We start from the raw sequence: 24,092 nt of genomic DNA on the forward strand, positions 1-24,092 counted from the left end.
ACGGTTGATAAAGGGAGTTCGTATGACTATAAAAGTAGGCGTTAATGGGTTTGGCCGAATGGGCCGTTTGTCCTTTAGAGCAGGATTTGGCTCTGATGAAATAGAGTTTATTCGTATAAACGATCCTGCGGGTAACGCTGAAACTTTAGCGCACCTTCTAAATTTTGATTCTGTACACGGCAGGTGGGCTCACGAGGCTAGCCATTCAGATGATTGCATTTACATTGGCGATAAAGTTATCAAGACGAGCCAAAACCTGCTGATCGATGAAACGGATTGGTCGGATTGTGACGTCGTTATTGAAGCATCTGGCAAAATGAAGACAAAAGCCTTGTTGCAGCCTTATCTTGATCAGGGAGTTAAGCGTGTTGTGGTGACCGCGCCGGTGAAGGAAGACGGCGTATTAAATGTTGTTTTAGGGGTCAATGAAGAGCTTTATGATAAGGAGCAGCACCGTATCGTTACTGCGGCTTCTTGTACTACAAATTGCATCGCGCCGGTTGTTAAGGTCATCCATGAGAACCTTAAAATTGTGCATGGTTCGATAACAACCATTCACGATGTCACCAATACACAAACTATACTAGATGCGCCTCACAAGGACTTAAGGCGGGCTCGAGCGTGTGGAATGAGTCTCATTCCAACGTCAACAGGCTCTGCAACGGCTATTACTCACATATTCCCAGAGTTAAAAGGTAAGTTGAACGGGCACGCAGTACGGGTCCCTTTAGCAAATGCATCGCTGACAGATTGTGTATTCGAGGTGGCTAAAAAAACAACGGCTGATGAAGTGAATCAACTGCTGAAAGTTGCGGCCGATAATGAATTGAGCGGGATTTTAGGTTACGAAGAACGCCCCTTGGTATCAATTGACTATAAAACAGATCCACGCTCAAGCATTGTTGATGCCTTGTCTACAATGGTTGTGAATGGCACGCAGGTGAAAATATACGCTTGGTACGATAACGAGTGGGGGTATGCTAACCGTACGATTGAGTTGGTCAACATGGTGGGTGAACTGGATAAGCCTAATCATTAATATGTACATGCTGTCGAAACTTCCCAAGAGTATTCAGCAATACTTGATTATTACCGGTAATTATTGGGTATTTACACTGACCGATGGTGCGTTACGTATGTTGGTCGTGTTGCATTTTCATGGGTTGGGCTATACGCCACTTCAAATAGCGATGCTGTTCATATTTTACGAGTTGTTTGGCATTATCACGAATCTTTTAGGTGGCTGGCTAGGGACGGTAGTCGGCTTAAACACCACGATGAACATTGGTTTAGCTTTGCAAGTTATTGCTCTGTCAATGTTGTTGGTTCCGGCTGACATGTTGAGTGTTTTTTGGGTGATGATGGCGCAAGCGGTATCTGGTGTTGCGAAGGACCTTAATAAGATGAGTGCTAAAAGTGCCATTAAATTATTAGTGCCTAGCGGTGCCGATAATAAACTTTATAAGTGGGTGGCGTTGCTGACGGGGTCAAAAAACACGCTTAAAGGTGTGGGTTTTTTTCTGGGTGGAGTACTTCTTAGTCAATTTGGTTTTCACGATGGCATTTTGTCAATGGTTTGCCTGCTGTTAATTGTGTGGGTCGTCAGTATTTTTTCGTTACAAAGTGAAATGGGCAAAGTGACGAGTAAACCCAAGTTTAAGCAGCTTTTTTCAAAACGCCCCGCCATTAACTGCCTATCCAGTGCGCGATTGTTTTTATTTGCGGCTAGAGATGTTTGGTTTGTTGTGGCGTTGCCGGTGTATTTAACGAGTCAACTTGGTTGGGATTATTCACATGTTGGTGGAGTACTTGCTTTATGGGTGATTGGATATGGTGTTGTTCAATCGCTCGCCCCAACACTATCGGGCCATCGAAAGGCTGAATCGCAAGATGGTTACCGTTTGTTTAAATGGGCTGTTACTCTGTCAGCCGTACCGGCGCTGATGGCAGTGGCCCTGTATTCTGACGTTCAAGAAGGCGCTGTATTGTTAGCAGGGCTAGTGGTGTTTGGTGTGTTGTTTGCGATTAACTCGTCATTGCATAGTTATTTGATAGTAAGTTATGCCCACAGGGATGCTGTGTCACTAGACGTTGGTTTTTATTACATGGCAAATGCAGCCGGTAGATTGCTAGGGACTGTCTTGTCGGGCTGGTTATATCAAAACTATAATTTTGAAATATGTTTATGGGTATCGGCGCTATTTATTTTTATGTCAGCCATCATCGCAAAAGCTTTGCCAGACAAGTCTACGAGTGTACCGGTACCATTAAGTGCCTAATATAGCCATTGTGGTGAGTAGGCCGTACGGTGAAATAAAGACTTCTATAGAGAAGTGATGAAGCTTTTCAAAGGGATATGTTTGGCAATTGTTGATTAGGTGCTGGCTTTAAATGCGCCTTGATAATAAATATTTTAAAAGCCATTAACGCTAGAAAAAACCGTTTGTTAAGTGGTTTTCTCTAGCATTGATGGGTAATTTACAAGTATTAGAGGTTTGTCGTTCAGTGCTTTTGGTGGTCTCTACGCACCTTATAGTGCGAACGAAAGCCCAGCGACAATTCGAGTGTCTACATCTGTCTGAATGCCTTTTTGGTTTTCAATGATCGGCACACCGATAGAAATAAAGCCGCCAAAACCACCAGCAGATACTTTAATCCCTGGCGATAAGTAAACGGTTGTGCCACCAGAGTTCTCTTCTATGTGACCAGACACCTTGTTTTCACGGCGTGTTTCACCATTAGCTTCAAGTGAAATGTCCCACTTAATTTCATTAGACTTGTGTGTGTGATGATGTCCATGGCCGGCGTGGTCATGACTTGCTAATCGGTAAGTTAGCGCAACATTGTAAGACAGTGCATCACCAACTTCTGTGTGTTGTGAGCCTTCAGTTGTTTTGTTATAAAGAATATTGGCGTGGTAACCAACACGGCCGTTTGATTGACTAATGGCGGCGCCCAATAAGTAGTCCCAAGAACCGGTTCCTGATTGAAATTCAGCTTCAAAACGTTCTCCATGATCATCTTTATCGTGTGTTTCGCCAGTTGGTGCTTTCACGCCAAATAGAATAGAGGCGTCTAATTGATCAGTTTTAAAAAAACGATAATTGCCCATCAATAAAATGTCACCAAAGCCAGATGAATCACCGTGTGAATGAGCTTCACCAACGCCTTCTTCTTCCTCCTCGCTTTCACGAATGTTTTTTCTTTCTATATAAGGAAGGCGCGCGCTAATGGTTAGGTCTTCAGTTAATCCGTAAGCGGCAGATAATGATGTGCTTCTAATTTCATCAACACTGTGCACACCTTCTTCACCAATTGCGCCAAAATTCTCAAGCTCTCCTGTGGTGAATCGGTCGTTATTAATAATTTCGGTCCTAAGGCCAAATGCTAAGGCCCCCTTGGGCGCAGTTGTGCTGGAAATTGTATTGATTGGACCTGCTGACTCTAACCCGAATGCTACGGTTGGGTGGTCCGCAACAGCAACGCTGCTTATGCTGATGAGTGCAATAGGAAGTATTCTGAGTAGGTGTTTCATTCTGTATTATGGTTTCTAGTTATATTGAGATGTTATTTTATGACATATCGTAATACCCATACCTGCGACAAATTGTCGCAGGTATGGGTATTGGGTTGTTTGTCTGGCAATGACTGAGCTTAATCGGAGTAAAAATATCGTGTCATTAAATCAAGGTGCGCAATATTTTCAGTGAATTATTGTCGACACAGCTGATCTGGACAGTGGCACGAATGTGCTTGTTGTAGACTAGTGACGGCATTATTAGAATGAGGCAAGACGGTTAATGGCCAATACGGAAGATAGGTAGGATGCCTATAAGCATGTGATTAGGCTGTATTTCATTTTTACAGGCGAAAATAGACGAATATATTGAACTATATAATAGAACAAATGACTAATCGGTACGCTCAGTGTTTTGTGCAATGAGTAGAACTTGTTGGACTTAACGGAACGGTGTTATTATCCGAATCGTTGGAAACAACACTTTTTTGCAAAAAAGTTAATTATTAAATAATAAAAGAGGAAAATATTATGAGTACACCTTCAGTAGAAATGGGTGGTGATGTCTCTAAAGGCCTAATTGGCGGAAAGAGAATTGCTATCATTTTCTTTTCAGTTTTAGCAGTCATGATCACTTGGCGAATTTACCAGCAGTTATTTGCTTGGGATAAAGGCATGGATTCGTTTGAGCCAGAATTCCAAATTTATTGGATGAACCTTTTGTACGCACAGTGGATTGCTGAATTTACAATAGCGGCGGTTCTTTGGGGTTACTTGCTTAAAACACGTGATAAAAACGTATTTAACATCACTCCAAAAGAAGAGTTAAAACGGTACTTCACATTATTGGCTTGGTTGTTTTGCTATGTTTGGATTGTGTACTGGGCTGCTAGCTTCTTTGCAGAACAAGACGCATCATGGCATCAAGTCACTGTGCGTGATACTGACTTCACTCCGAGTCATATAGTGTTGTTTTACGGCACGATGCCTTGTTACATTCTAGCGGGTGTGGGTGCATTCTTATATGCTCGTACGCGTTTGCCTCAGTTTGCAGAAAGAATCTCTATTCCTTTCGTTATTGCAGTGGTTGGGCCTTTCATGATTCTTCCAAATGTTGGTTTGAATGAATGGGGTCATACCTTCTGGTTTATGGAAGAGTTATTCTCAGCCTCTTTACATTGGGGTTTTGTTGTCCTAGGTTGGACGGCACTAGCATTAGGCGGGTTATTGATTCAAATCGTATTGCGTTTTATTCAATTGACTAAACTTGATGATGAAGTGTTGGTTACTGAAGACATGAATGACTAAAATTTAGTTATTCATTAGAATTTAAAAAAGGGTGCTTCAGCACCCTTTTTTTTGTCCTGTTACTTTTATTTATCATTGAATGATGAATCTGATTGCGAGAAAAAATTAATGAAATGCCGGTTTAAAAACAACGCAATAAGGAAGGAGTAAATGGTTAGAAAGGTGTGTAGATAATACGCTTGATAACGACTGTAGGCGCTTTGAAAGAATTAATGAGTAACATATTGATATTAGGATATGTTGCTTTGTTTGAAGCATGGGTTTACTATCAAGACAGCAAATTGCTTGGTTAATATAGGCTATGGCATGAGCGGTATAATAATTTTTATAATAATTAGGAGGTCGAGATGAGTGCAGTACAATCTGCTATTACCACTGCTGAGCAGCAGCACAGAATATATAAAGCTTTTGATTTGATAGTCATTCCAATTGTTACTTTAGTTATAATTGGAGCATTCCATATCCACTTTATGTTAACAGCTGGAGATTGGGATTTTTGGATTGATTGGAAAGATAGGCGTTGGTGGGTAACGGTTACACCTATTACGCTTATTTTCTTTCCCGCAGCACTTCATTACTTACTATGGACTAACTTTAGATTGCCTATTGGGGCGACATTAAGTTGCGCTGGTTTGTTAGTTGGTGAATGGATGAATAGGGTGTTTAACTTTGTTGGTTGGGCATATTTCCCACTTAACATGGTTGTACCAGCTGAAATCATTCCGATGGCGCTTATACTGGATGCGATACTAATTATTAGTAGAAGTTTGACAGTAACAGGGATTATAGGATCAATGGTATGGGGCATTATTTTTTACCCAGCAAACTGGGCATTGATCGCGCCTTTCCATGTGCCTATTGAATACAACGGCACTATGATGTCAGTAGCCGATTTGATTGGTTATAACTATGTAAGAACAGGTACTCCAGAATATATCCGTATTATCGAAGAAGGTACGCTACGTACTTTCGGTGAAGACGTCACGCCCGTATCAGCTTTCTTTGCTGGCTTTATCTCGGTGTTTGCGTACTTTACTTGGATTGGTTTTGGCAAAGTCCTATCTAGTACTAAATGGGTGAAACGTCTGTAGAATTTAAGCTAATTAATGTAAGTGGTAACACTAACGTTAATGCTTAAATTTAGGTTCATTACATAAATATAATTAAAAGATTGAGGAAGATTATGTTAAATATTAAAAAAACAATTGCTGTGCTAATAGCAATCGCGTCAGGCTTTATCGCCTTGTATGCGGCCCCTGCGCTGGCACATGGTGAAAAGTCACAGGCAGCTTATTTGAGAATGCGTACCTTGTTATGGTATGACATAGAGGTATCTACAACGAAGCTGAAAGTGAACGAAGAAATGACAATGACGGGCAAGTTTTATTGGTTCTATGATTGGCCAGCAAATATTGCAAGACCTGAGTTGGCGTTCTTAAATATTGGGATTCCAGGGCCTGTATTCGTTAGAAAGGCGTCCTATATTAATGGCGTGAGTGGAACTAACTCTACACGTTTTGAAGTTGGCGAAACATATGAATTTAAAGTCATCTTGAGAGCACGTCGTGCAGCTAGGGTTCATATGCATGCGTTGATGAACGTTTCTGAGGCGGGTCCGTTAATTGGACCAGGTCGCTGGGTTGAAGTAACAGGTGATATGGCTGACTTTACAAACGAAGTAACGACATTAACGGGTGAAACTATTGATCTTGAAACTTACGGTTTGGCAAATGCCATTAAATGGCACGTATTTTGGGGCGTGATTGCTGCAGCTTGGTTGTTATATTGGATTTTCCAAGGACCGATCTTAATTCCACGCTATAAAACAGTGAAAATCTTAGGTGATGACGCTGATGATATGGTCACGACATTTCAACGTACGTTAGGCCTTGTGTTGTTGATTGGTACGATGGGCGTTGTTACTTGGAGTTATTATAATGCGCACTCGCAATACCCAGTAACCATTCCATTACAAAGTGGGCAAATTACTATACCTGCGTTACCAGATGCTGCTCGCGGTGTTAATGCTGAAATGGTTGATGCTAAATACCGTGTTCCTGGTCGAGCATTGGAATATACGCTTAAAGTAACCAATAACACGAATTCAGCAATCAAAATTGGCGAATTTACATCAGCTAATATTAGATGGATGAATCCTGAGGTTTCAACGGCAGAGCCTGCTGATAGTCATGACCCCGTGGCTGTTAATGGTCTGAAGTATGAAGGCGGTGCGGTAATGCCAGGTGAAACGAAACTTCTTAAAGTAACGTGTACAGATGCGGCTTGGGAGACATATCGTTTAGCTAAACTGATTTACGATCCAGATAGTCGTTTCGGTGGTCTAGTATTCTTCTTTGACGAAGAAGGAAACCGTTCAGTAGTTGCTATTGGTGGACCATTACTTCCTGTGTTTATCTAGAGGCAAGTGATTTAAGTTAGGAAAAAGCCCCGTGTATCGGGGCTTTTTTTGTTAATGCTTATTAGTTCAGAACTAAATAACATATAATGTGTCATAAGAATTTTAAAAGGTATAACGAGGAGAAGATTAATGTTTAGAGGTATCAATGCGTTAGTATTAGTTTTAATGAGTACACTGGCATGGGGACATGGTGGTGTTATGAATGAAGGTAATGAATGTAAGTTGCGTGTCGGTCCCTACGTGATGAATTTCTCTGGATACCAACCAGAAAATAATGTTTCCAAACAGTTTTGTGATGATATGCCTACAATAGGTAAATCAATCATTGTTTTAGACTTTATCGATAATAAGTTGCGGGATATGACGGTTAACTTTAGGGTTATTAAGTCTGACGCTGCAGCCTTGGGTAATGAAAAAGACGGTGTGGTTGATGATGCTGAATTAGCCCAAATACCATTCTTTGAAATACCAGCTAAGCGTTACCCATCTGGAACAATGACTATAACTCAGAATTTTATAGAGAAAGGACATTTTGTCGGTTATGTTGTAGTTGAAGGTGAAAATGAGAAGTTTATATCTAGATTTCCTTTTTCAGTTGGCTATCCAAAACAGGGTATTCCTGCAGCATTAAGAGTGCCGATTGCGGTGTTCTTAGTGGTAGTAATCATTATGATTTGGTTTGCACGTAGAAAGCCGGTGGTTTTGAATGAGAAAAAAGAAGATTAACTATCGTCAGTTATGAAAATGAGAAGATTCTCAATTATTGGATTAATAATAAGCGCAATAGTACTGAGTGTTATTGCACTTTTTCTTTATGACCCTTATTTACTGTATTCGAGATTCTTTGAATATACAGGGGTGCCAACATATCAAGCACCTCCGAATTCAAGCCCTAAGCCAGATATTGGGCAAGTAACTGTTTGCGACGAGCAGTATCCTGAATGGCGTAAAAGTTACAAAATCGGTGGAGTTGATATACAAGCTTCAGATGCATGTAATCCAGATAATCCATTTGAAGTGGCTGCATTTGTCAGAGGTACAAATAATGTCATTATGCCGGTGTTAATGAAAACACTGTTATCTGATGATGCAGTCGTCAAGACTAATGACATTGATGGTGATGGTGACCCTGATGACATTGTTATTCGTATCGAGGTGGCCGAGCTTAATGGGCGTTCACCAGATGAATTAGAGTTTGTCCCTGGTTTTGAAATAGCTCCAGGTATTAGACCGGGCGCTTGGGTGTTCGCACCAAAAAGTCGTGGAATGTCTACAGTTAATCGCGTGGATTTAACGGCTAATCATCTGCTGCGTTTGCCTTCAGCACCTATTCGTGTGGAAGCAGGTGATAATGTCACTTTAATATTAGAAAACACACATTATTTCCCTCATACGATTCATTTGCACGGGGTAGACCATAGCTATGAAAATAACGATGGTGTCCCTCAGACGAGTGAAAAAATGACCATGCCGGGCGAGCAACATATATACAAAATCAAACCTCGTCACGCCGGTACGATGATGTATCACTGCCATGTTCAAGTCCAAGTCCACCTTATGATGGGTTTACAGGGCTTATTTATCGTTGAGGAAAACAAGCCGAATAATTGGGTGCAAACATTCAACGTTGGGGCTGGCAAGGTAAGAAAACCGTCTGTCGGAGTGCTAGAGGATTATGCCCAAGAGTATGATTTGCATTATCAAGCCATTGATACAGAGCTAAATAATCTGATTCAGACATCAAATGACCCTCGTCAATTGGCGAAGAGAATGAACCGTTTATATGATATTACAGACGGTACGGACGATTACTTCATGCTCAATGGTCGCTCCTTCCCTTATACATTAAGGGAATCGCTCATTACGGTTGATCCGGATCAACATACAAAATTACGTGTTTTAAATGGTACGCCAGATACTTTGTCGCTACACACACACGGGCACAAGGCGACAATTACTGCGTACGATGGTGTGGATGTAAATCCGTTAAACCAGATAACACGCGATGTTTATGCGCTGTCGGCTGCTCAACGCGTAGATTTGGATTTATATACGAAAGACGACGGACTTCACAGCTATGGTGAGGGGATTTGGCTTTTTCATGATCATGCTGAAAGAGCCATTACAAGTAATGGGATTGCACCTGGTGGTAATGTCTCTTCAATCGTCTATCGAAAGTATTTAAATAAACACGCGTTACCAAACGGGCAAGGTGAAGATGTAAGCGCTTACTTCAGCCCAGACTACTATGCAGGAGACATTCCGTCGTGGACCCAAGCTGATGCTTTTGGCTTCTTTGATGATGCTGGTGGCAGAAATGTTGAGTCGTATAAAGACGTAATACTCTTTATCGTACTAGGCTTATTATTAGGCGTTTTATTTTTACTGTTTAATGCGCTGTATAGTTTTTTTCATGATATTTCCATTAAGTTAAAAGACGGGAGCTCATCATGAGGCTAACTCTCATAGCGTTAATAATCATGTTGTTCAGTATGAGTGCATCAGCTGCAATGCGTATGGGAGATTGGGGCATGGTGATGAATGAGAACCATGAAGAGCTTCCTCAAGGGTGTGAAAGTGTTGCAGGCGAAGAAGATATTACAATCAAGGCGGGACGGGAGTATGCTAAAGAGTTTCCAGGGACTATTTTTGGTTATAGTCAGCACGAATTTAGCCTACCTAAGTGCACACGCATAAACGTAACGTTTATCAATGAAGACGACATTCGTCACCAGTTTATGGTTCATGGCCTGCCAACATATTTACACCCTCAGGGTATGTTCCATATGGAGCTATACGGTAGAGGAGAAACAACAGGTACCTTCATTACACCTAAGACAGAGCAAACATACTTAGCCCATTGCGATGTTGCTCAGCATATGGAAAAAGGCATGAAAGCACAGGTTCTTGTTGGAGGAGGAAGTGGAAACTTGCCGTCTATTCCAGGTATTTCTGGGCAATTAAATAGAGACTATTATGAACTCGATACGGGCGTACAAAATCTAGTATTAATATTTGTTTTATTACTGTTAGGTTTTTCAAGTTGTATGTTTTTCTTTATTTGGAATAAAAAGTAAGCGATCCTTTTATGTTTGATGAGCTGGTTGAGTCATATGGTGTATTGGGCTTGTTCGTTAGTGCTTTTGTGTCATCTACACTTGCACCAGGTGGTTCTGAAGCCGTACTAGCCTACCTTCTGTTGAACGGGGAGCATGTGTCGATTTATTTGGTTATCGTGGCTACCATTGGTAATACATTAGGCGCGTTAACCACTTTTTACTTAGGTCATATTGCGTCAGCAAAATATCCACCCAAAAAAATTAACCCTCAACACTTTTACAAAGCCAATGTGCTGATTCAACGATACGGTAGTATCTCGTTGTTAATGAGTTGGTTGCCTGTGTTGGGTGATGTTCTTTGCTTGGTCGCAGGCTGGTTACGACTTAATTTTTTAAAAGCCTTGTTTTTTATTACGCTGGGTAAATTTGCTCGGTATTTCTTAATTTCGATAATGCTTAACTAATTCAGAATGTCTAAAAGTATCATGCGCATAGAAAAAGATATTGATCATCGTACTAATGTACGTGATGATTTGAGAAGCGATATAGCGGACTATTATGACCAAAGCTATTGGGATTACAGAACCTCTTGGTTAAACAGTAAGAATTTAGCTATTCATTATGGTTATTGGGCTGATGATACACAGTCACATAGTGATTCTTTATTAAAGATGAATGAGGTGTTAGCTGGCCAATTAGACCTAAAGCCTGGCGATCACGTTCTTGACGCGGGTTGCGGGATTGGTGGTAGCTCTATCTGGTTAGCTGAAAACTTTGGTGTGAAAGTGACAGGCATTACTATTTCACCGACACAAATTGACCAAGCTGTTAAGAATGCAAAGAAGCGCGGGGTAGACCATCTAGTTGACTTTAAGCTGGAGGACTATACGCAGACGTCCTTTGATGATGAAAAATTTGATCACGTTTGGGGTTTGGAGAGTGTTTGTTATGCGCTTAAAAAGTCAGACTTTGTTAAAGAGGCGCATCGTGTGTTAAAAAAAGGCGGCTGTTTTGCAGTCGCTGACGGCTTTGCTAACAAGCGCGATGTAACGCTCAAAGAATGGAAACATGTGCTAAAAGTCTTGAATGGCTGGGCTATGCCGAATATGTCTACGCCAAGTGAGTTCGAGGCTTTTATGAAGGGCAGTGGCTTTACAGATATATATTATCGAGATATTACAAAAAATACGTTGCCGTCATCTAAACGACTGTATTACACGGCGTTGTTAACGTACCCAATGGAAAAGGTTATGAGTGTTTTGCGTTTAAGGTCTTCGGTACAAAGCGGAAATTTTGATGCTTGTTTCGGCCAATATCATGTTTTGCATGACGGGATTGGCTGCTATGGTTTGTTTTCTGCAAAGAAAGCGTAAGCATAGCTACACTTACGCTTTATTATTGAGTGACGATTAAGGTCTAAAAAGGGTGATATCTTTTTGACGTTTGTTCCATTCTTTATAAGCTAACAAGCTTAACGATGTGTCCTGATAGGTCATCACAAGCTGAAGCTTTTCTGGAGTCAGTGATCGTTCACACTCGATGGTGACTTCACGTTGGTTGTCTTCACGAATTTTCCATTTATTGCCCTCTTCAGTTACTTTAAGCGCAGACGTATCGCCAAGAGAGGCCAGTGTTTCTTTAATTAATTCTTGACGTTGTAGCATACAGCTTTCTTTTGCTACTTCTCGGGCGCCCTTTGTTTTAATGCCGTAAATAGTGTGAGTGTTTGGTGTAATTGAATAAGTGTAAATAACAAAGTGAGGGTGTGTTGGTTGCGGTGTAAAGTCGAAAGCTTTATTGTCAATAATATAACCCTCAGGAAGACCTCGGCCTTGCTCACCAATATTTACACCAAATGCTCCCTGTATTTTAAATACCTTGTTTGGGTCCGATGTGGCAGTTTGCTCGCCGCAGGCTGATAGTAGTAAGGTGAGTGAGGCGATGGCCAGTAAGTTTTTTAAAATATTCATAGTGAAGTGACTCTATTCGTTGTTTTGGACGGTCTAATGTGATGAATTTTACCGCTATAGCCGATGCATAGCATAGATGTTTTCACGTTTATCCCACGTCAAACTATATGAAAACGACTAAGCCGGTTTATATGTTCGAGAGATACCGCGATAGTACATTTTAATATAAGTCATCAGATACGTCGTTTAACCGACAGTGACACAAAATGACGGGCAAGCTCTTTTTATCACCTATCTAGGTTCAAAAAACTAAAAGCGGCTCAATAGAGAAGGTGGTTTTCTAATGCTGCCTTTCTCCATATAGCTTTGCGTACAGGCCTTGCTGTTCAATTAGACTGTCGTGACTGCCTTGTTCGCTAATCATGCCATCTTCAAAAACATAGACATGATTAGCCTGCTTTACGGCACTTAATCGATGCGCGATTATAATGGTGGTTCGACCGTGTAAAAACTTTTTCATGGCCTTGTGTAACTGAAATTCGGTTTCGCTATCGAGTGCTGAAGTGGCTTCATCTAAAATGACCACCTTAGGCTTGCTGAGAACCATCCGTGCAACAGCCAGTCGTTGACGCTGCCCACCAGATAACCTCACACCCTGACGTCCTACAAGCGTATCAAGCTGTTTTGGCATTTCCTCGATAGTTGTTTTTAGTTGAGCGATAGCGAGTGCGTTCCACAACTCGTCATCACCCAATATTCGTCCCATGCATAAGTTGTCGCGTACCGAACTATTAAATAATACGGGGTGTTGAAGAACCGTTGAGACGTTGTCTCGCACGGTATCAAAACCAATTTTATTGATGGGTATATTATCAAAGTAGATCATACCTTGACTGATGGGGTATAAGCCGAGCAAGGCTTGGACTAGCGTGGATTTGCCGCCACCACTAGCGCCGACTAAGGCAATTTGTTCGCCAGCTTTGATGTTAAGCGTAACACCATTAAGAACGTCCGATTGGCCGCCGTATGAAAAATGTATGTTTTCCATTTGAATAGAGACGGTGTTCTTTTTACTGAACGGGTTCACTTGATGCGGATAACGGGGCTCATCGTTTAAAGCAATGAGTGAATTGATTCGTCCAAGCGCTGCTTTAGCGGAGAAAAAGCTTAGTTGAACACTGAGTATTTCTTGTACGGGGCCCATCATAAACCACAGATAACCAAAAACGGCAAACATCTGACCAATGCTTAAATCTGAATAAACCACCATAAACATCGCAATAGCGCGGAAAACATCAAAACCGAATAAGAAAACCATAAAACTCAATCGGTTTGCGGTATCACTTTTCCATGAGTAACTACTAGCACGCGTTTTGATGGTGCTCGCTTTTTCCGTTAACAAAGCCGTGTAATGTTTGCTTCTATTATTAGCGCGAATTTCTCCAATTGCGTCTAGCGTTTCGGTTAATGATTGCTGGAAGTCCTCAAAGGCTAAATTTTCATTAGCTTTTAAGTGTTTAACGCGTTTAGCAAATATGGTGGTGAAATAGATCACAGCCGGGTTAAGGAAAAGAATAAAAAGTGCCAACTGCCAGTGCATCCAAAGTAACACGGCGGAGGTTCCAATAACGGTCAAAATGGCGACCAGTAGTTTGCTGGTCGTACTACCGATGAATTGATCGATGGTTTCAATGTCGGTAATAAAATGACTGGCAACGGTGCCACTTCCAACCGTCTCAAAATCGGCCATAGAAATATATTGCAAGCGGTGCAATATGTTTTTACGAATTTGAAAAGTAATATCCTTAGCGGTGAGGGTGAATAAGCGCGTTTGAATAACGTTAAAACTAAGAGATATGCCGCGTAATAACAGCGTTAATAGCAGTAAGGCGCAAATATAGAGGACAGGACCATGCCAAGCTAGGGGAGATATTGCTTGGATAGCTTGAATGGCAATAGCTGGTTGATTTAGTAGTACCTCGTCAACTAATAAGGGCATTAAAAGAGGGACAGGTACACTCGCTAGAACCGCTAACATAGCAATGATATTGGCTTTAATTAAGGAGCGTCTATGTTTTTTCGCCATCTCTAACAAAGTCTGCCAGCGGTAGGCAGAGTGAGAGGTATTGTGTTTTGCTCGACTTGATAACATAAGGCCTAAACAGATGTTTTAAAAATCATATGAAATATTTTAAATGATCATGAGTGAACTATGTTGTGCCATTAATGGTCAATTGCCTGGAAGCTGAAAAGCGTTTGATTTTTGCTATGCTTGCACAGCGAGTGAGATAGAATAAGAACCAATATTAAGGAGAAATTTTAATGTTTACCCACCTACTGCAAATTGCATCATTTAAATCAAAACCACAGAATTTTGAGAGTCCTGTATGGGTTATTTTACTTTTGGCTACTATGTTTGTTGGCGTGCAAGGTTACGCATTAAGTTTATCACCAGGTAATGAACTTATAAGAATGTTCGTGGCCAGCAGCATAAAGTTAGTGGTTGTTGCTGGGATATTGTATGTGTGGATTCGATCTGTTGACGCGGGCTCTTATTTTAAATCGACGTTAGTTGTTATTATTTTCGCCTCATTACTGACGGAAATCGTCAAGTTGCCACTCTCTACGATGATACGGCAGACGGAGCAAGATGCTGATGTGGTGATGGCTATTCTCTACTCGCTACCACTGTGGGGGGTGATCGTTTGGCAGTATTGGGTCTGGTTTTATGCGATGAAAGAATCATCAGAGCGTTCGAAAACAGAAGTTATTACTATGATGATTACACTGATATTGATTTCTGAAGTGGCGGGCTCTGTTTTAAGTAAAATTGGTGGGCCTGTGGAGGGGTTTAGTTAAATGGGTATCGATTTAATGTTGGGTTTGGTTATCGGGCTGGTATTGGGTTTTGGTTTGTCGCTATTCTTTAATAAAGGAAATGAGAGCGCATCAAAGTTAAAGGAGTTAGAAACTAAACACGAGAAATACCGTAAACAAGTGGATGATCACTTTGTTAATACGGCCGTGTTGTTTAAAGGCTTAACCAACCAATATCGTGATGTTTATCGTCATATAGCTTCTGGTGCTGGTGAATTATGTTCTGAGGAGGCAAAAGCAATCCAAATTGATTTAGAAGAAACGGCTTTGCTTGCCACATCATCTGCTGAAATTGAAGTTGCTGAGCAATTGCAGTCCGAGGTTTCAAATGAATCAGTGGAAGGCAGTGAGCCGCTTGATAGCGATATAGCTGAAGCTGTTGAACGATCAAATGAAGCCTCAATAAAGGATGACGATGAAGTACCACTTGCAAGTGAAGTGGAGATGCCCGCTGACCTTGCAAAAGAAATAAAAAGTCAGGCAAGTAAAAAGGGTAGTTGAACTTTATTCAGTAATGACAGGCTTATTGCTAGTGATTTTTAGGCTGTAAGGAAAAGGGGTGGTTGAGTTTGTCTAACGCTGCAAAAGCCGATATTTGGTTGATACTCGTCACTATATTAGGGGCTGTTGGCTGGGTGCTTTCAAAAGAGGCTGTCTTGCAAATGCCGCCTTTTTTGTTTATCAGCTCGCGTTTTTTGCTGGCTGGTTTATTACTATTGGCAGTCGGCTTTGGCCAATTTCGGGCTTTGAGTTGGAATCAATATAAACAAGCTATGTTGGTCGGGAGTATATTCGCCATTGGAATGTGCTTTTGGATCATGGGCTTGTATACAGGTGTCAGTATAAGCGTTGGAAGCTTTATAATGAGTTCAGCGGTTATCTTTTCACCGATTATTGCGAATATTTTTTTTAATGAAAAGGTGCCCATTAGTACATGGAGCTCTATGCCCGTAGCCTTGTTGGGGCTGGGCTATCTGACACTAACAGAAGGTTTTGAGGTGCAAAAAGGGCAGCTTTTATTTATTTTGTCGGCACTTTTTTTAGCCCTGTTTTTTGTGTTGAATTCTCGAGCAGCAAATCACCATGAAGGCGCTGGTGCTAATGAGAAAGTTCCTGCGTTGCCATTAACGACCATTTCACTGTTGACGGTGGGCGTGTCAGTAGCTTTTGTATCTTTTGCAATGGAAAGTTGGTTATCTGCGGCAGAAAACTTTTCAACTAACTTGCTTGCTTGGGTGTTAGCGAGTGCCTTTATAGCAACGGCGTTACGTTTTTTTATGCAAACCTATGCACAGAGTCTATCAATGGCCAGCCATGGAGTAGTCATTATGGTTGTCGAGCCGATTTGGACGGCACTGTTAGCAGCGGCATGGTTTGCTGAAAGCTTGTCAGGAAATGACTTAATAGGTTGCGTGCTTATTTTTGCCGCCGTTATCATTATTCGCTGGACCTTAATACAAGGTTTATTTAAACGCTCTACGGGTTGAGCCGTAACCAAGACCCAGAATATTTCTTAATATCGCGCCAGCTCAGCCAGTCAGCAACTTGTTGTAAAAATCTTTGCTTGTCAGCTGACAAAATGATTCATTGAGCGCTATAAAATATTACATTATCCCTTTAAAATATAGCTTTAAACTTGATTAACCAACTGGTAACCATATGATCATTAAACCAAAGACTCGTGGCTTTATCTGTACAACAGCGCACCCTGTCGGCTGTGCCGAGAATGTAAAAGAGCAAATTAGAATTACGCAACAGCAAGGCGCTGTGGATGGTGGCCCTAAGAAAGTGCTCATTATTGGTTCATCGAGTGGTTATGGCATGGCTTCTCGAGTTACCGCGGCGTTTGGTTCGGGGGCTGCAACAATTGGTGTGTTTTTTGAAAAACCAAGTACAGAAAAAAAGACGGGCTCTGCTGGTTGGTACAACACTGCTGCATTCGATGCTGAGGCGAAAAAAGCAGGTTTATATGCTAAGCATGTTAATGGCGATGCTTTTTCAAATGAAGCAAAACAAAAAACAATAGATTTAATAAAAGAAGATCTTGGCCAAGTGGATCTAGTTGTTTACTCACTGGCCTCGCCAGTTCGTAAAGTCCCAGGTACGGATGACTTGGTTCGTTCATGTTTAAAGCCCATAGGGGAAACATATCGTTCGACTGCGATTGATACTAATAAAGACATTATTATTGAAGCAGAAGTGGAACCGGCTACAGAGCAAGAGGTTAAAGACACCGTCACCGTTATGGGCGGAGAAGACTGGGAGCTTTGGATGAATGCACTTATTGATGCCGATGTGCTTTCAGAAGGCTGTCAGTCTGTTGCCTATAGCTATATTGGAACCTCAATTACCTGGCCTATCTATTGGGATGGTGCTTTGGGTAAAGCAAAAATGGATTTAGACCGAGCCGCAAAAGCCATTGATAGCAAACTGAAAGGATCAAATGGAGGGGCTAATGTAGCGGTCTTAAAATCTGTTGTGACACAAGCTAGTTCTGCCATTCCTGTTATGCCACTTTATATTTCAATGGTATTTAAGGTGATGAAGGAAGCGGGTATTCACGAAGGCTGTATCGAGCAAATAAATCGCCTGTTTAGAACGCAGTTATTTAATGGCGGGGCCGAACAGAACTTAGACGATGCCAATCGTTTACGTTTAGATGATTGGGAATTACGCGATGATGTTCAACAACAGTGTGTCGATATTTGGCCAGCTGTTACAACAGAAAACTTGTTCGAACTAACCGATTACGCGAGTTATAAGGAAGAGTTCCTTAACTTATTTGGTTTTGAATTAGCGTCCGTTAATTATGATGACGATGTCAATCCATTGGTAGAGTTTGATTTAGAAACTCTTTAGTAACGGTATTTAAACATTAACGTAAAATGCTTGGTTGAGCAGGCAAATATTTTTTATGGATAAAAGAGACGCGCACATCATTGTGTTAGGCAATGAGAAAGGAGGGACAGGGAAGTCAACGTTGGCTATGCATATCGTTGTCGGTCTGCTTGAGGTTGGTAAAAAAGTAGCGGTGATCGACTTAGATTCACGGCAAAAAAGCGTTGCTCGATATTTACAAAATAGGCAAACTTTTATGGCTAATGGCGGCGCTAACGTTGCTATGCCCGATTTCAAAGTTGTTAAGCAATCCCATGCAAGTTTGGTAAAAGATAGGGAAATTGAGGATCAAAAAAACCTGCAAGCAGGCTTAGATGCGTTCAACAAAGAGATGGATTTTATTGTTATTGATTGCCCTGGCAATGACACCTACCTGTCGCGCTTGGCACATGCGCTTGCCGATACGCTAGTGACCCCATTGAATGATAGTTTCATTGATTTAGATTTGTTGGGTGAAATATCAGCATCAGATTTCCAAGTAAAAAAACTTAGTTTTTATACAGAAATGGTTTGGGAAAGCCGGAAGTTTCGATCAGCAAGTGGTCGGCCGCCGATGGATTGGGTTGTGGTGCGTACGCGATTAGCTTCACTTGGCTCACGAAATAATAAACGTGTGCATGATGCACTCGAAGCACTGCAAAAACGGATTATGTTTCGTTATGTGCCGGGTTTATACGAGCGATCTATCTACAAAGAATTGTTTCCGAGTGGTCTAACAATTTTGGATCTTGAAAAGGCGAATAGTTTGTCTCACGTAGCTGCTCGGCAGGAAGTTCGCTCGTTAGTAGACAACCTGAATTTGTTTGAATGAGCGAGGCATTAAGTCAAACACAGAAAAAAATAGTTGTTGATGAGACAAGTAAGTTTATTAGGCTAGCTAATCAGCTTTTTCAAGCAAATTATCCACTCATTCCTGTTCAGTTTGACTTAACCGGGCACACCATTGGAATGTATAAACAATGGAAGAATAAAAAAGTTATTCGTTATAACGAATTAATATTTTCAAAATATTTTGAAGAGAATGTTAGAGATACTGTGCCACATGAGGTGGCGCACTATATTGCAGGTATGCAATATAGTAAAAAAGTGGTCCGTCCACACGGGCTTGAATGGCGCTCAATTATGGCGCAGTTCGGGGCGGATGCGAGTCGAACGGCGCGGTATGACTTAACGGGTATTCCAAAACGACAGTACTCAACAATACCGTACCGGTGTAGCTGTCAGGCACATCAATTGGGTATTCGAAGACATAATAAGGTGACCCAACGAAAAACAGACTATTACTGTCGAGATTGCGGGGATCTTCTCAAGGCGGTATGAGCTGGTTCGTTTACATTATCGAGGCGAGTGATAATAGTTTATACACCGGCATCACGACCGATTTAGAGCGGCGTTTTCAGCAGCATTCTTGCGGTACGGGGGCGAAATACTTTAACGGCCGAAGCCCCGTTAAATTTGTGTATACGGAAGTCGCTGATAATAGAAGTCGCGCCAGTGTACGGGAGGCGCAGATAAAGAAATTAACGAGGGCGCAAAAGCAGCAATTAATTATGCGTTGAATTTCGTGATTTAACCTCCATATTTAAAGCATCAATAAGGAATTAGAATTAAAACCATGTCAGATTCAATAAAGGTTGTCTGTGTGAACTGTGATGCAGTTAATAAATTACCCAGCGATAAACTAAATGCCGGTGGAACCTGTGGCAAATGTAAGAAAAAGTTATTTGCTGGAAAATATGTGACCTTAAAAGCGGCAAATGCACAGAGGTATTTTGAGCAAAGTGATATTCCGGTAGTGGTTGACTGCTGGGCTAGTTGGTGTGGCCCGTGTAAATCATTCGCACCTACATTTGATCAGGCAATAAAAAAGCTAGAGCCAAAAGCACGGTTTGCCAAGTTAGACACTGAAAAAGAACAGCGCTTAGCGGCTCGCTTTCAAATTAGAAGTATTCCGACGTTGTTGGTGATGAAAAACGGTAAAGAAGTGGCTAGGCAAGCCGGTGTTATGAATTTATCTCAGTTTGAGCAATGGTTAAAGCCTTATCTTTAATGCTAGCAAGCAATTAGGCTTATAGATTTATGTCCTTGGGTTTTGGAAAGCTCAATATCTCTTGGTTAGGGTAAGCTTGGGTGCATTGCTCAACACTGTCTTTAGTAATAGCACGCTTTAGGGCAGTATCGGCCATTAACCATTCCTTGAGCAAATGTTCAGCCAGTCCAAATTCTTCTAAAGATTCTTTTAGCAAGCGTTGGCGTAATGTAAATAAGTCTTCAGTAATATGAATATGTTGGTGGGCCATTCTTGGTGTTTTTCCAGCATACCTTTTAGGGCCGCCAATCAGCTGGGCCATAAAGTCTGTTTGCTGGTCTTCAAGCAGCGTTTGAGGCTTATCTGTGAAATACAGCTTTAACCACTCATGAGAGTATGCCTTGTCATAAAAAATTCTATGCACTTTTTGTAGTGTCTCTAAACCGCCAATACGTTTAAAGAGTGTTTTGTCTATCACGGACATATAGAAAAATTAAGTAGCTTAAGGTTTTTCATTTCTGAATGAAGGTGTCGTTAAGATAAATTAAAGCCCCTAGGTATCGGTACTCATTTTTATCGAAAAAATGCGTATTAATGGCGTACTTGAGAGCCACCTGTTTTTCCATCACTAAACAACTGCTCAATATCCACGGCATCAAAATGATAGTGCTTATTGCAGAAATCACAATGCGTTTCAACCGAACCCTTTTCTTTAATGAGGGATAATAATTCCGCCTGTCCTACTGTGAGTAATCCAGCTTCCACTTTTTCCCTAGAGCAATCGCACTTAAAAATAACGGTTTGTGGTTGATACAACCTAATAGATTCTTCGTGAAAAAGGCGGTGAATCACATCATTGCTTGGTAAGTTTAATAATTCATTATCGGTAATGGTATCAGCTAACATTTCTATGCGTTGCCAATCGGCTTGTTGGCCAGCACGCGCAGGTAATTCTTGAACTAACAAACCTACCGCTTTATCAGCATTAACCGCAAACCAAAGCCGTGTTTTAAGTTGTTCCGATTGTGCGAAGTAAGACTCGAGCGCATCAGATAATGAATCACCTTCTAAACTAACGATTCCTTGGTAGGCTTTACCTTTTGTTGGCTTAATGGTGAGTACCAGTCGGCCATCACCAAATAAAGAGGCCAAATTTCCAGTTTCAACTTCGCCGTCCCAAAGCGCTAAACCACGCACAGTTTGTTGATTACTAGACTGAGCAACTAGCATGCTGATAGGGCCGTCACCTTGGATTTGCAGGATCAACGAGCCATCAAACTTTAAGGTGGCGGATAACAAGACAGAGGCCGCAAGCACTTGCCCTAATTGTTCGGCAACAACGGCTGGGTATTGGTGTAGTGCTAAGGCGGCTTGAAAGCTTGCATCTAACGACACAATTTCACCGCGCACGCCCAGTTCTTCAAAGAGAAAACGAGAGAGGTGGTCTTTGTTAGTGGTCATTATTCCAAGGCTTCTAAAGTTATTGACACGCAGGGGTGTAAGGAGGGGCTATATTATGACAGATTAAGTTACCACTGCCGTGCGGGAGTTTGTTTCTTTTGTATTGCAAAATAAAGGAATATTTATCACTTAGCTAGGCTAGCTGAGTGGGTGCACGGGCCTTAAAAACAGGTGCGCCTTCAAGAGCTTTAGGCAGGACCCTAATTTATAAGGTAAAATTAATGCTTATGTTTAATGATAAATCTGCTTTGCCAACAAAAGATCAAGCGTTAGTGGGGCGTGCTGAGGCTATGCGAGTACCCAGTGCGCATTTTGTTTATCGCGATCATAGCTTAGTTGCACCATTCCCTGAGGGCTATAAAACAGCGGTGTTTGGCCTAGGGTGTTTTTGGGGTGCTGAGCGTAAATTTTGGTTACTGGATGGCGTGTATTCAACAGCGGTAGGCTACGCTGCAGGCTATACACCTAATCCAACGTATGAAGAGGTATGTTCTGGGCAAACGGCGCATAACGAGGTTGTACTGGTGGTGTATAACCCGGCCATTACTTCATATGCCTCGTTACTCACGGTGTTCTGGGAGTCGCATAACCCAACGCAAGGTATGCGCCAAGGGAATGATGCGGGTACGCAGTATCGTTCGGGTATTTACTATGCGTCAGAAGGCGAAGCTGAATCGGCACGGCAAACACGCGATACTTTTCAGCAACGTTTAAATGACGCGGGTTACGGCGCTATTACGACTGAAATTTTGCCGCTGCCTACCTTTTATTATGCAGAGCATTACCATCAACAATATTTAGCTAAGAACCCCGGTGGATACTGCGGCTTAGGTGGAACGGGCGTTATACTGGGCTAGCGAGTTTAGGTAACTCCCAGTGAATAGGCTGTTTGCCGTGCCGCTCTAAATATTGATTGGTTTGGCTGAAATGCTCACAGCCTAAAAATCCACGGTGTGCCGACAACGGTGATGGGTGTGGTGCCTTTAAAACGAGGTGCCGCTGGCTGTCTATGAAGCCGCCTTTTTTTTGTGCATAACTTCCCCACAGTAAAAACACCACGTGTTCGTTTTGTTCGGCAACGGTTTGGATAACCTTATCGGTAAAAGTCTCCCAGCCTTTGTTTTTATGAGCGTTGGGTGTGTTGTATTCAACCGTTAATACGCTATTGAGCAATAAGACGCCTTGTTTTGCCCAGCTTTCTAAACAGCCGTGTAGGGCCATTGGAATATCTAAATCGGCTTGTAATTCTTTGTAAATATTACGCAGTGATGGTGGTATTTTCACATCGGGCTGCACAGAGAAACATAGGCCGTGCGCTTGGTGGTGTTGATGATAAGGATCCTGACCTAAAATGACCACGTTAACGTTTTCTAATGGCGTTAATTCAAGCGCGTGAAACCAGTTTGACGAGTGGGGATAAATAACTTTGTGGTCATTTTTTTCAAGCCGTAAAAACTCTTTTAGCGTCAGCATATAGGGTTTATCGAGTTCGTCGTCTAAAAACGGTTTCCAACTGTTCGCGTTTGATAAGGGCATAGCGTTAAGCGCTGATGTGTGAGGCTAGATTTTGTGCGCGTACTAATAATTCTTCTGACTGTTCTAAGCCATCAATAAAACGCTGTGGTATGCCGTGGATACCCACTTGTGCGCCGACCAGTGCGCCGGTGAGCATGGCGCGGGCCATGTTTTGCCCGCCACCATTAATGGCGTGTAACACGGCGGATTCAAAGTCATCTGAATAACGCGCAGCGAGGTAATAACAGGCTGGGAATTGGTGATAAACAGCGCAGGGCATGCCATAAACAATGGATACTTTCCAAGCGGGCTGGATTAAATCCTCATGCGCTGCACGCGCAATGCTTGAAGGCGATAATAGTGCATCAGGTGAGGCAAACGTGCCAGCGCTAGACGGTTTGCTTCCGGGTATGCTCATGGCGTGAAACGGTAGTTCTTGGTTGCCGACTAATTGCATTAACTTGCCTGACAATTCTTCGTCTAACGGCTGACCTTGTACTAACATGCCTAGCACCGCGCCGTAGGCAACAGTCATGGCGTTAATGGTTTCATCACATTGCGTTAACAGTGTGTTGCTAGACACCGCCTTCGCTAGTTTGGTTGGTTCTGTTGCGTAACGAACGGCAAGGGCAAGGGTTCTTTCGGCAGCTTCTGTGTTGTCGGTGAAACCGGCTAACTCTCCCCATGGTTTATTTTGTTGGGTACGCAGTGCCCACGCCTCACGAATAGATTGACTGGTAAAACCGCCCGGGCCGACGTTAGGCGTACCGTCTAATAGTGGGAATAATTCAGTATCTAAACGATGACAAAAGTCGGTCTCATCATAGTCTTGATGTGCCAGCGTAGAGTCGATCAGCATGTTTAAGATCAAGCCAGATTGAGACTGTTGCCCCGCTTTCATACCGCCGTGATAACGGTCTGGTTGAGGGTCGGTGTAGTCGTCTATCCAGTCGCCGTATTGTTGCCGCTGTTCATCAAGGTCGTAATACCAATGTGGGCCTAAGCCTAAGGCGTCTCCGATATAGGCGCCCATAATGGCACCAGCGGCGCGTTCTTGAATAGTGGTGTTAGCCATGTGTACTGCCTATGTTCTATTTTC

26 protein-coding genes are annotated in these 24,092 nt (G+C 42.1%); 19 read left to right on the top strand and 7 right to left on the bottom strand.

Annotated features, from left to right (window positions below):
• Nucleotides 1-22 precede the first annotated feature (22 nt).
• Nucleotides 23-1,039, top strand: a complete 1,017-nt coding sequence (locus AB1Y31_01705) for an ArsJ-associated glyceraldehyde-3-phosphate dehydrogenase (protein MEW4981880.1) — start codon at nt 23-25, stop codon at nt 1,037-1,039.
• A 1-nt stretch (nt 1,040) separates the two neighbouring features.
• Entirely contained in the window at nt 1,041-2,279 is a 1,239-nt protein-coding gene (arsJ, locus tag AB1Y31_01710; GenBank protein MEW4981881.1) for an organoarsenical effux MFS transporter ArsJ, read from the top strand.
• A 251-nt stretch (nt 2,280-2,530) separates the two neighbouring features.
• Here arsJ and AB1Y31_01715 read toward each other — a convergent pair whose 3' ends face one another.
• Complete coding sequence (locus AB1Y31_01715; protein MEW4981882.1) at nt 2,531-3,535, bottom strand: transporter; 1,005 nt, start codon at nt 3,533-3,535, stop codon at nt 2,531-2,533.
• Nucleotides 3,536-4,048: 513 nt separating this feature from the next.
• Here AB1Y31_01715 and amoC point away from each other — a divergent pair.
• From amoC to AB1Y31_01755, 8 genes are all read left to right on the top strand, one after another.
• Nucleotides 4,049-4,825 carry a bacterial ammonia monooxygenase, subunit AmoC gene (gene amoC, locus AB1Y31_01720; protein MEW4981883.1) on the top strand — a complete coding sequence of 259 codons (777 nt, stop codon included), beginning with the start codon at nt 4,049-4,051 and terminating at the stop codon, nt 4,823-4,825.
• A gap of 347 nt (nt 4,826-5,172) precedes the next feature.
• The gene (amoA, locus tag AB1Y31_01725) at nt 5,173-5,916 is read left to right on the top strand and encodes a bacterial ammonia monooxygenase, subunit AmoA (GenBank protein ID MEW4981884.1); all 744 of its coding nucleotides are present in this window, start codon (nt 5,173-5,175) and stop codon (nt 5,914-5,916) included.
• Between the two features lie 92 nt (nt 5,917-6,008).
• The gene (gene amoB / locus AB1Y31_01730) at nt 6,009-7,244 is read left to right on the top strand and encodes a bacterial ammonia monooxygenase, subunit AmoB (protein ID MEW4981885.1); all 1,236 of its coding nucleotides are present in this window, start codon (nt 6,009-6,011) and stop codon (nt 7,242-7,244) included.
• A 129-nt stretch (nt 7,245-7,373) separates the two neighbouring features.
• On the top strand, nt 7,374-7,970 hold the full coding sequence (locus AB1Y31_01735; GenBank protein MEW4981886.1) for a hypothetical protein: 597 nt from the start codon (nt 7,374-7,376) through the stop codon (nt 7,968-7,970).
• Nucleotides 7,971-7,982: 12 nt separating this feature from the next.
• The gene (locus AB1Y31_01740) at nt 7,983-9,698 is read left to right on the top strand and encodes a multicopper oxidase domain-containing protein (protein ID MEW4981887.1); all 1,716 of its coding nucleotides are present in this window, start codon (nt 7,983-7,985) and stop codon (nt 9,696-9,698) included.
• Entirely contained in the window at nt 9,695-10,321 is a 627-nt protein-coding gene (locus AB1Y31_01745) for a cupredoxin domain-containing protein (GenBank protein MEW4981888.1), read from the top strand. The genes AB1Y31_01740 and AB1Y31_01745 overlap by 4 nt, the downstream gene beginning before the upstream one ends.
• Nucleotides 10,322-10,332: 11 nt before the next feature.
• Nucleotides 10,333-10,767, top strand: coding sequence for a YqaA family protein (locus AB1Y31_01750; protein ID MEW4981889.1), 435 nt, complete (start codon nt 10,333-10,335; stop codon nt 10,765-10,767).
• 6 nt (nt 10,768-10,773) lie between these two features.
• A complete protein-coding gene (locus AB1Y31_01755; GenBank protein MEW4981890.1) occupies nt 10,774-11,676 on the top strand; it encodes a methyltransferase domain-containing protein in 903 nt (300 codons plus the stop codon).
• 36 nt (nt 11,677-11,712) lie between these two features.
• Here AB1Y31_01755 and AB1Y31_01760 read toward each other — a convergent pair whose 3' ends face one another.
• Nucleotides 11,713-12,273: a hypothetical protein gene (locus AB1Y31_01760; GenBank protein ID MEW4981891.1), complete on the bottom strand. Its 561-nt coding sequence runs from the start codon at nt 12,271-12,273 to the stop codon at nt 11,713-11,715.
• Between the two features lie 280 nt (nt 12,274-12,553).
• Nucleotides 12,554-14,365 carry an ABC transporter ATP-binding protein gene (locus AB1Y31_01765; GenBank protein MEW4981892.1) on the bottom strand — a complete coding sequence of 604 codons (1,812 nt, stop codon included), beginning with the start codon at nt 14,363-14,365 and terminating at the stop codon, nt 12,554-12,556.
• A gap of 170 nt (nt 14,366-14,535) precedes the next feature.
• Between AB1Y31_01765 and AB1Y31_01770 the strand changes: the two genes are divergently transcribed.
• The 8 genes from AB1Y31_01770 to trxC all read left to right on the top strand — a co-directional run bounded on the left by AB1Y31_01770 (nt 14,536) and on the right by trxC (nt 20,038).
• Entirely contained in the window at nt 14,536-15,072 is a 537-nt protein-coding gene (locus tag AB1Y31_01770) for a hypothetical protein (protein MEW4981893.1), read from the top strand.
• Nucleotides 15,073-15,591 (top strand): DUF1043 family protein, encoded by a 519-nt coding sequence (locus tag AB1Y31_01775; protein MEW4981894.1) that lies wholly within the window; start codon nt 15,073-15,075, stop codon nt 15,589-15,591. It abuts the gene before it with no gap.
• A gap of 68 nt (nt 15,592-15,659) precedes the next feature.
• Complete coding sequence (locus AB1Y31_01780; protein ID MEW4981895.1) at nt 15,660-16,577, top strand: DMT family transporter; 918 nt, start codon at nt 15,660-15,662, stop codon at nt 16,575-16,577.
• Between the two features lie 172 nt (nt 16,578-16,749).
• Nucleotides 16,750-17,949, top strand: coding sequence for an enoyl-ACP reductase FabV (fabV, locus tag AB1Y31_01785; protein MEW4981896.1), 1,200 nt, complete (start codon nt 16,750-16,752; stop codon nt 17,947-17,949).
• 55 nt (nt 17,950-18,004) lie between these two features.
• The gene (locus AB1Y31_01790; protein MEW4981897.1) at nt 18,005-18,799 is read left to right on the top strand and encodes a division plane positioning ATPase MipZ; all 795 of its coding nucleotides are present in this window, start codon (nt 18,005-18,007) and stop codon (nt 18,797-18,799) included.
• On the top strand, nt 18,796-19,308 hold the full coding sequence (locus AB1Y31_01795) for a SprT-like domain-containing protein (GenBank protein MEW4981898.1): 513 nt from the start codon (nt 18,796-18,798) through the stop codon (nt 19,306-19,308). The genes AB1Y31_01790 and AB1Y31_01795 overlap by 4 nt, the downstream gene beginning before the upstream one ends.
• Nucleotides 19,305-19,547 carry a GIY-YIG nuclease family protein gene (locus AB1Y31_01800; protein ID MEW4981899.1) on the top strand — a complete coding sequence of 81 codons (243 nt, stop codon included), beginning with the start codon at nt 19,305-19,307 and terminating at the stop codon, nt 19,545-19,547. Before AB1Y31_01795 ends, AB1Y31_01800 begins: the two co-directional genes overlap by 4 nt.
• Nucleotides 19,548-19,603: 56 nt before the next feature.
• Nucleotides 19,604-20,038, top strand: coding sequence for a thioredoxin TrxC (gene trxC / locus AB1Y31_01805; protein MEW4981900.1), 435 nt, complete (start codon nt 19,604-19,606; stop codon nt 20,036-20,038).
• A 19-nt stretch (nt 20,039-20,057) separates the two neighbouring features.
• Here trxC and AB1Y31_01810 read toward each other — a convergent pair whose 3' ends face one another.
• The gene (locus AB1Y31_01810) at nt 20,058-20,501 is read right to left on the bottom strand and encodes a group 1 truncated hemoglobin (GenBank protein ID MEW4981901.1); all 444 of its coding nucleotides are present in this window, start codon (nt 20,499-20,501) and stop codon (nt 20,058-20,060) included.
• 107 nt (nt 20,502-20,608) lie between these two features.
• Nucleotides 20,609-21,478, bottom strand: coding sequence for an Hsp33 family molecular chaperone HslO (gene hslO, locus AB1Y31_01815; protein ID MEW4981902.1), 870 nt, complete (start codon nt 21,476-21,478; stop codon nt 20,609-20,611).
• A gap of 221 nt (nt 21,479-21,699) precedes the next feature.
• On the opposite strand from hslO, the gene msrA reads away from it, so the two are divergent.
• Nucleotides 21,700-22,335 carry a peptide-methionine (S)-S-oxide reductase MsrA gene (msrA, locus tag AB1Y31_01820; protein MEW4981903.1) on the top strand — a complete coding sequence of 212 codons (636 nt, stop codon included), beginning with the start codon at nt 21,700-21,702 and terminating at the stop codon, nt 22,333-22,335.
• Here msrA and ung read toward each other — a convergent pair.
• Nucleotides 22,322-23,014 carry a uracil-DNA glycosylase gene (gene ung / locus AB1Y31_01825; GenBank protein MEW4981904.1) on the bottom strand — a complete coding sequence of 231 codons (693 nt, stop codon included), beginning with the start codon at nt 23,012-23,014 and terminating at the stop codon, nt 22,322-22,324. The two genes, msrA and ung, sit on opposite strands and share 14 nt — an antisense overlap.
• Before the next feature lie 4 nt (nt 23,015-23,018).
• On the bottom strand, nt 23,019-24,068 hold the full coding sequence (locus AB1Y31_01830; protein MEW4981905.1) for an ADP-ribosylglycohydrolase family protein: 1,050 nt from the start codon (nt 24,066-24,068) through the stop codon (nt 23,019-23,021).
• Nucleotides 24,069-24,092: the final 24 nt, after the last annotated feature.

Source organism: Cycloclasticus sp., assembly GCA_040743155.1.
Lineage (GTDB): Bacteria > Pseudomonadota > Gammaproteobacteria > Methylococcales > Cycloclasticaceae > Cycloclasticus.

Excerpts from the sequence above, each read along its gene's own strand:
- AB1Y31_01705 (MEW4981880.1), top strand. The coding sequence starts at position 23 with ATGACTATAAAAGTAGGCGTTAATGGGTTTGGCCGAATGGGCCGTTTG.
- arsJ (MEW4981881.1), top strand. The coding sequence starts at position 1,041 with ATGTACATGCTGTCGAAACTTCCCAAGAGTATTCAGCAATACTTGATT.
- AB1Y31_01715 (MEW4981882.1), bottom strand. The coding sequence starts at position 3,535 with ATGAAACACCTACTCAGAATACTTCCTATTGCACTCATCAGCATAAGC.
- amoC (MEW4981883.1), top strand. The coding sequence starts at position 4,049 with ATGAGTACACCTTCAGTAGAAATGGGTGGTGATGTCTCTAAAGGCCTA.
- amoA (MEW4981884.1), top strand. The coding sequence starts at position 5,173 with ATGAGTGCAGTACAATCTGCTATTACCACTGCTGAGCAGCAGCACAGA.
- amoB (MEW4981885.1), top strand. The coding sequence starts at position 6,009 with ATGTTAAATATTAAAAAAACAATTGCTGTGCTAATAGCAATCGCGTCA.
- AB1Y31_01735 (MEW4981886.1), top strand. The coding sequence starts at position 7,374 with ATGTTTAGAGGTATCAATGCGTTAGTATTAGTTTTAATGAGTACACTG.
- AB1Y31_01740 (MEW4981887.1), top strand. The coding sequence starts at position 7,983 with ATGAAAATGAGAAGATTCTCAATTATTGGATTAATAATAAGCGCAATA.
- AB1Y31_01745 (MEW4981888.1), top strand. The coding sequence starts at position 9,695 with ATGAGGCTAACTCTCATAGCGTTAATAATCATGTTGTTCAGTATGAGT.
- AB1Y31_01750 (MEW4981889.1), top strand. The coding sequence starts at position 10,333 with ATGTTTGATGAGCTGGTTGAGTCATATGGTGTATTGGGCTTGTTCGTT.
- AB1Y31_01755 (MEW4981890.1), top strand. The coding sequence starts at position 10,774 with ATGTCTAAAAGTATCATGCGCATAGAAAAAGATATTGATCATCGTACT.
- AB1Y31_01760 (MEW4981891.1), bottom strand. The coding sequence starts at position 12,273 with ATGAATATTTTAAAAAACTTACTGGCCATCGCCTCACTCACCTTACTA.
- AB1Y31_01765 (MEW4981892.1), bottom strand. The coding sequence starts at position 14,365 with ATGTTATCAAGTCGAGCAAAACACAATACCTCTCACTCTGCCTACCGC.
- AB1Y31_01770 (MEW4981893.1), top strand. The coding sequence starts at position 14,536 with ATGTTTACCCACCTACTGCAAATTGCATCATTTAAATCAAAACCACAG.
- AB1Y31_01775 (MEW4981894.1), top strand. The coding sequence starts at position 15,073 with ATGGGTATCGATTTAATGTTGGGTTTGGTTATCGGGCTGGTATTGGGT.
- fabV (MEW4981896.1), top strand. The coding sequence starts at position 16,750 with ATGATCATTAAACCAAAGACTCGTGGCTTTATCTGTACAACAGCGCAC.
- AB1Y31_01790 (MEW4981897.1), top strand. The coding sequence starts at position 18,005 with ATGGATAAAAGAGACGCGCACATCATTGTGTTAGGCAATGAGAAAGGA.
- AB1Y31_01795 (MEW4981898.1), top strand. The coding sequence starts at position 18,796 with ATGAGCGAGGCATTAAGTCAAACACAGAAAAAAATAGTTGTTGATGAG.
- AB1Y31_01800 (MEW4981899.1), top strand. The coding sequence starts at position 19,305 with ATGAGCTGGTTCGTTTACATTATCGAGGCGAGTGATAATAGTTTATAC.
- trxC (MEW4981900.1), top strand. The coding sequence starts at position 19,604 with ATGTCAGATTCAATAAAGGTTGTCTGTGTGAACTGTGATGCAGTTAAT.
- AB1Y31_01810 (MEW4981901.1), bottom strand. The coding sequence starts at position 20,501 with ATGTCCGTGATAGACAAAACACTCTTTAAACGTATTGGCGGTTTAGAG.
- hslO (MEW4981902.1), bottom strand. The coding sequence starts at position 21,478 with ATGACCACTAACAAAGACCACCTCTCTCGTTTTCTCTTTGAAGAACTG.
- msrA (MEW4981903.1), top strand. The coding sequence starts at position 21,700 with ATGCTTATGTTTAATGATAAATCTGCTTTGCCAACAAAAGATCAAGCG.
- ung (MEW4981904.1), bottom strand. The coding sequence starts at position 23,014 with ATGCCCTTATCAAACGCGAACAGTTGGAAACCGTTTTTAGACGACGAA.
- AB1Y31_01830 (MEW4981905.1), bottom strand. The coding sequence starts at position 24,068 with ATGGCTAACACCACTATTCAAGAACGCGCCGCTGGTGCCATTATGGGC.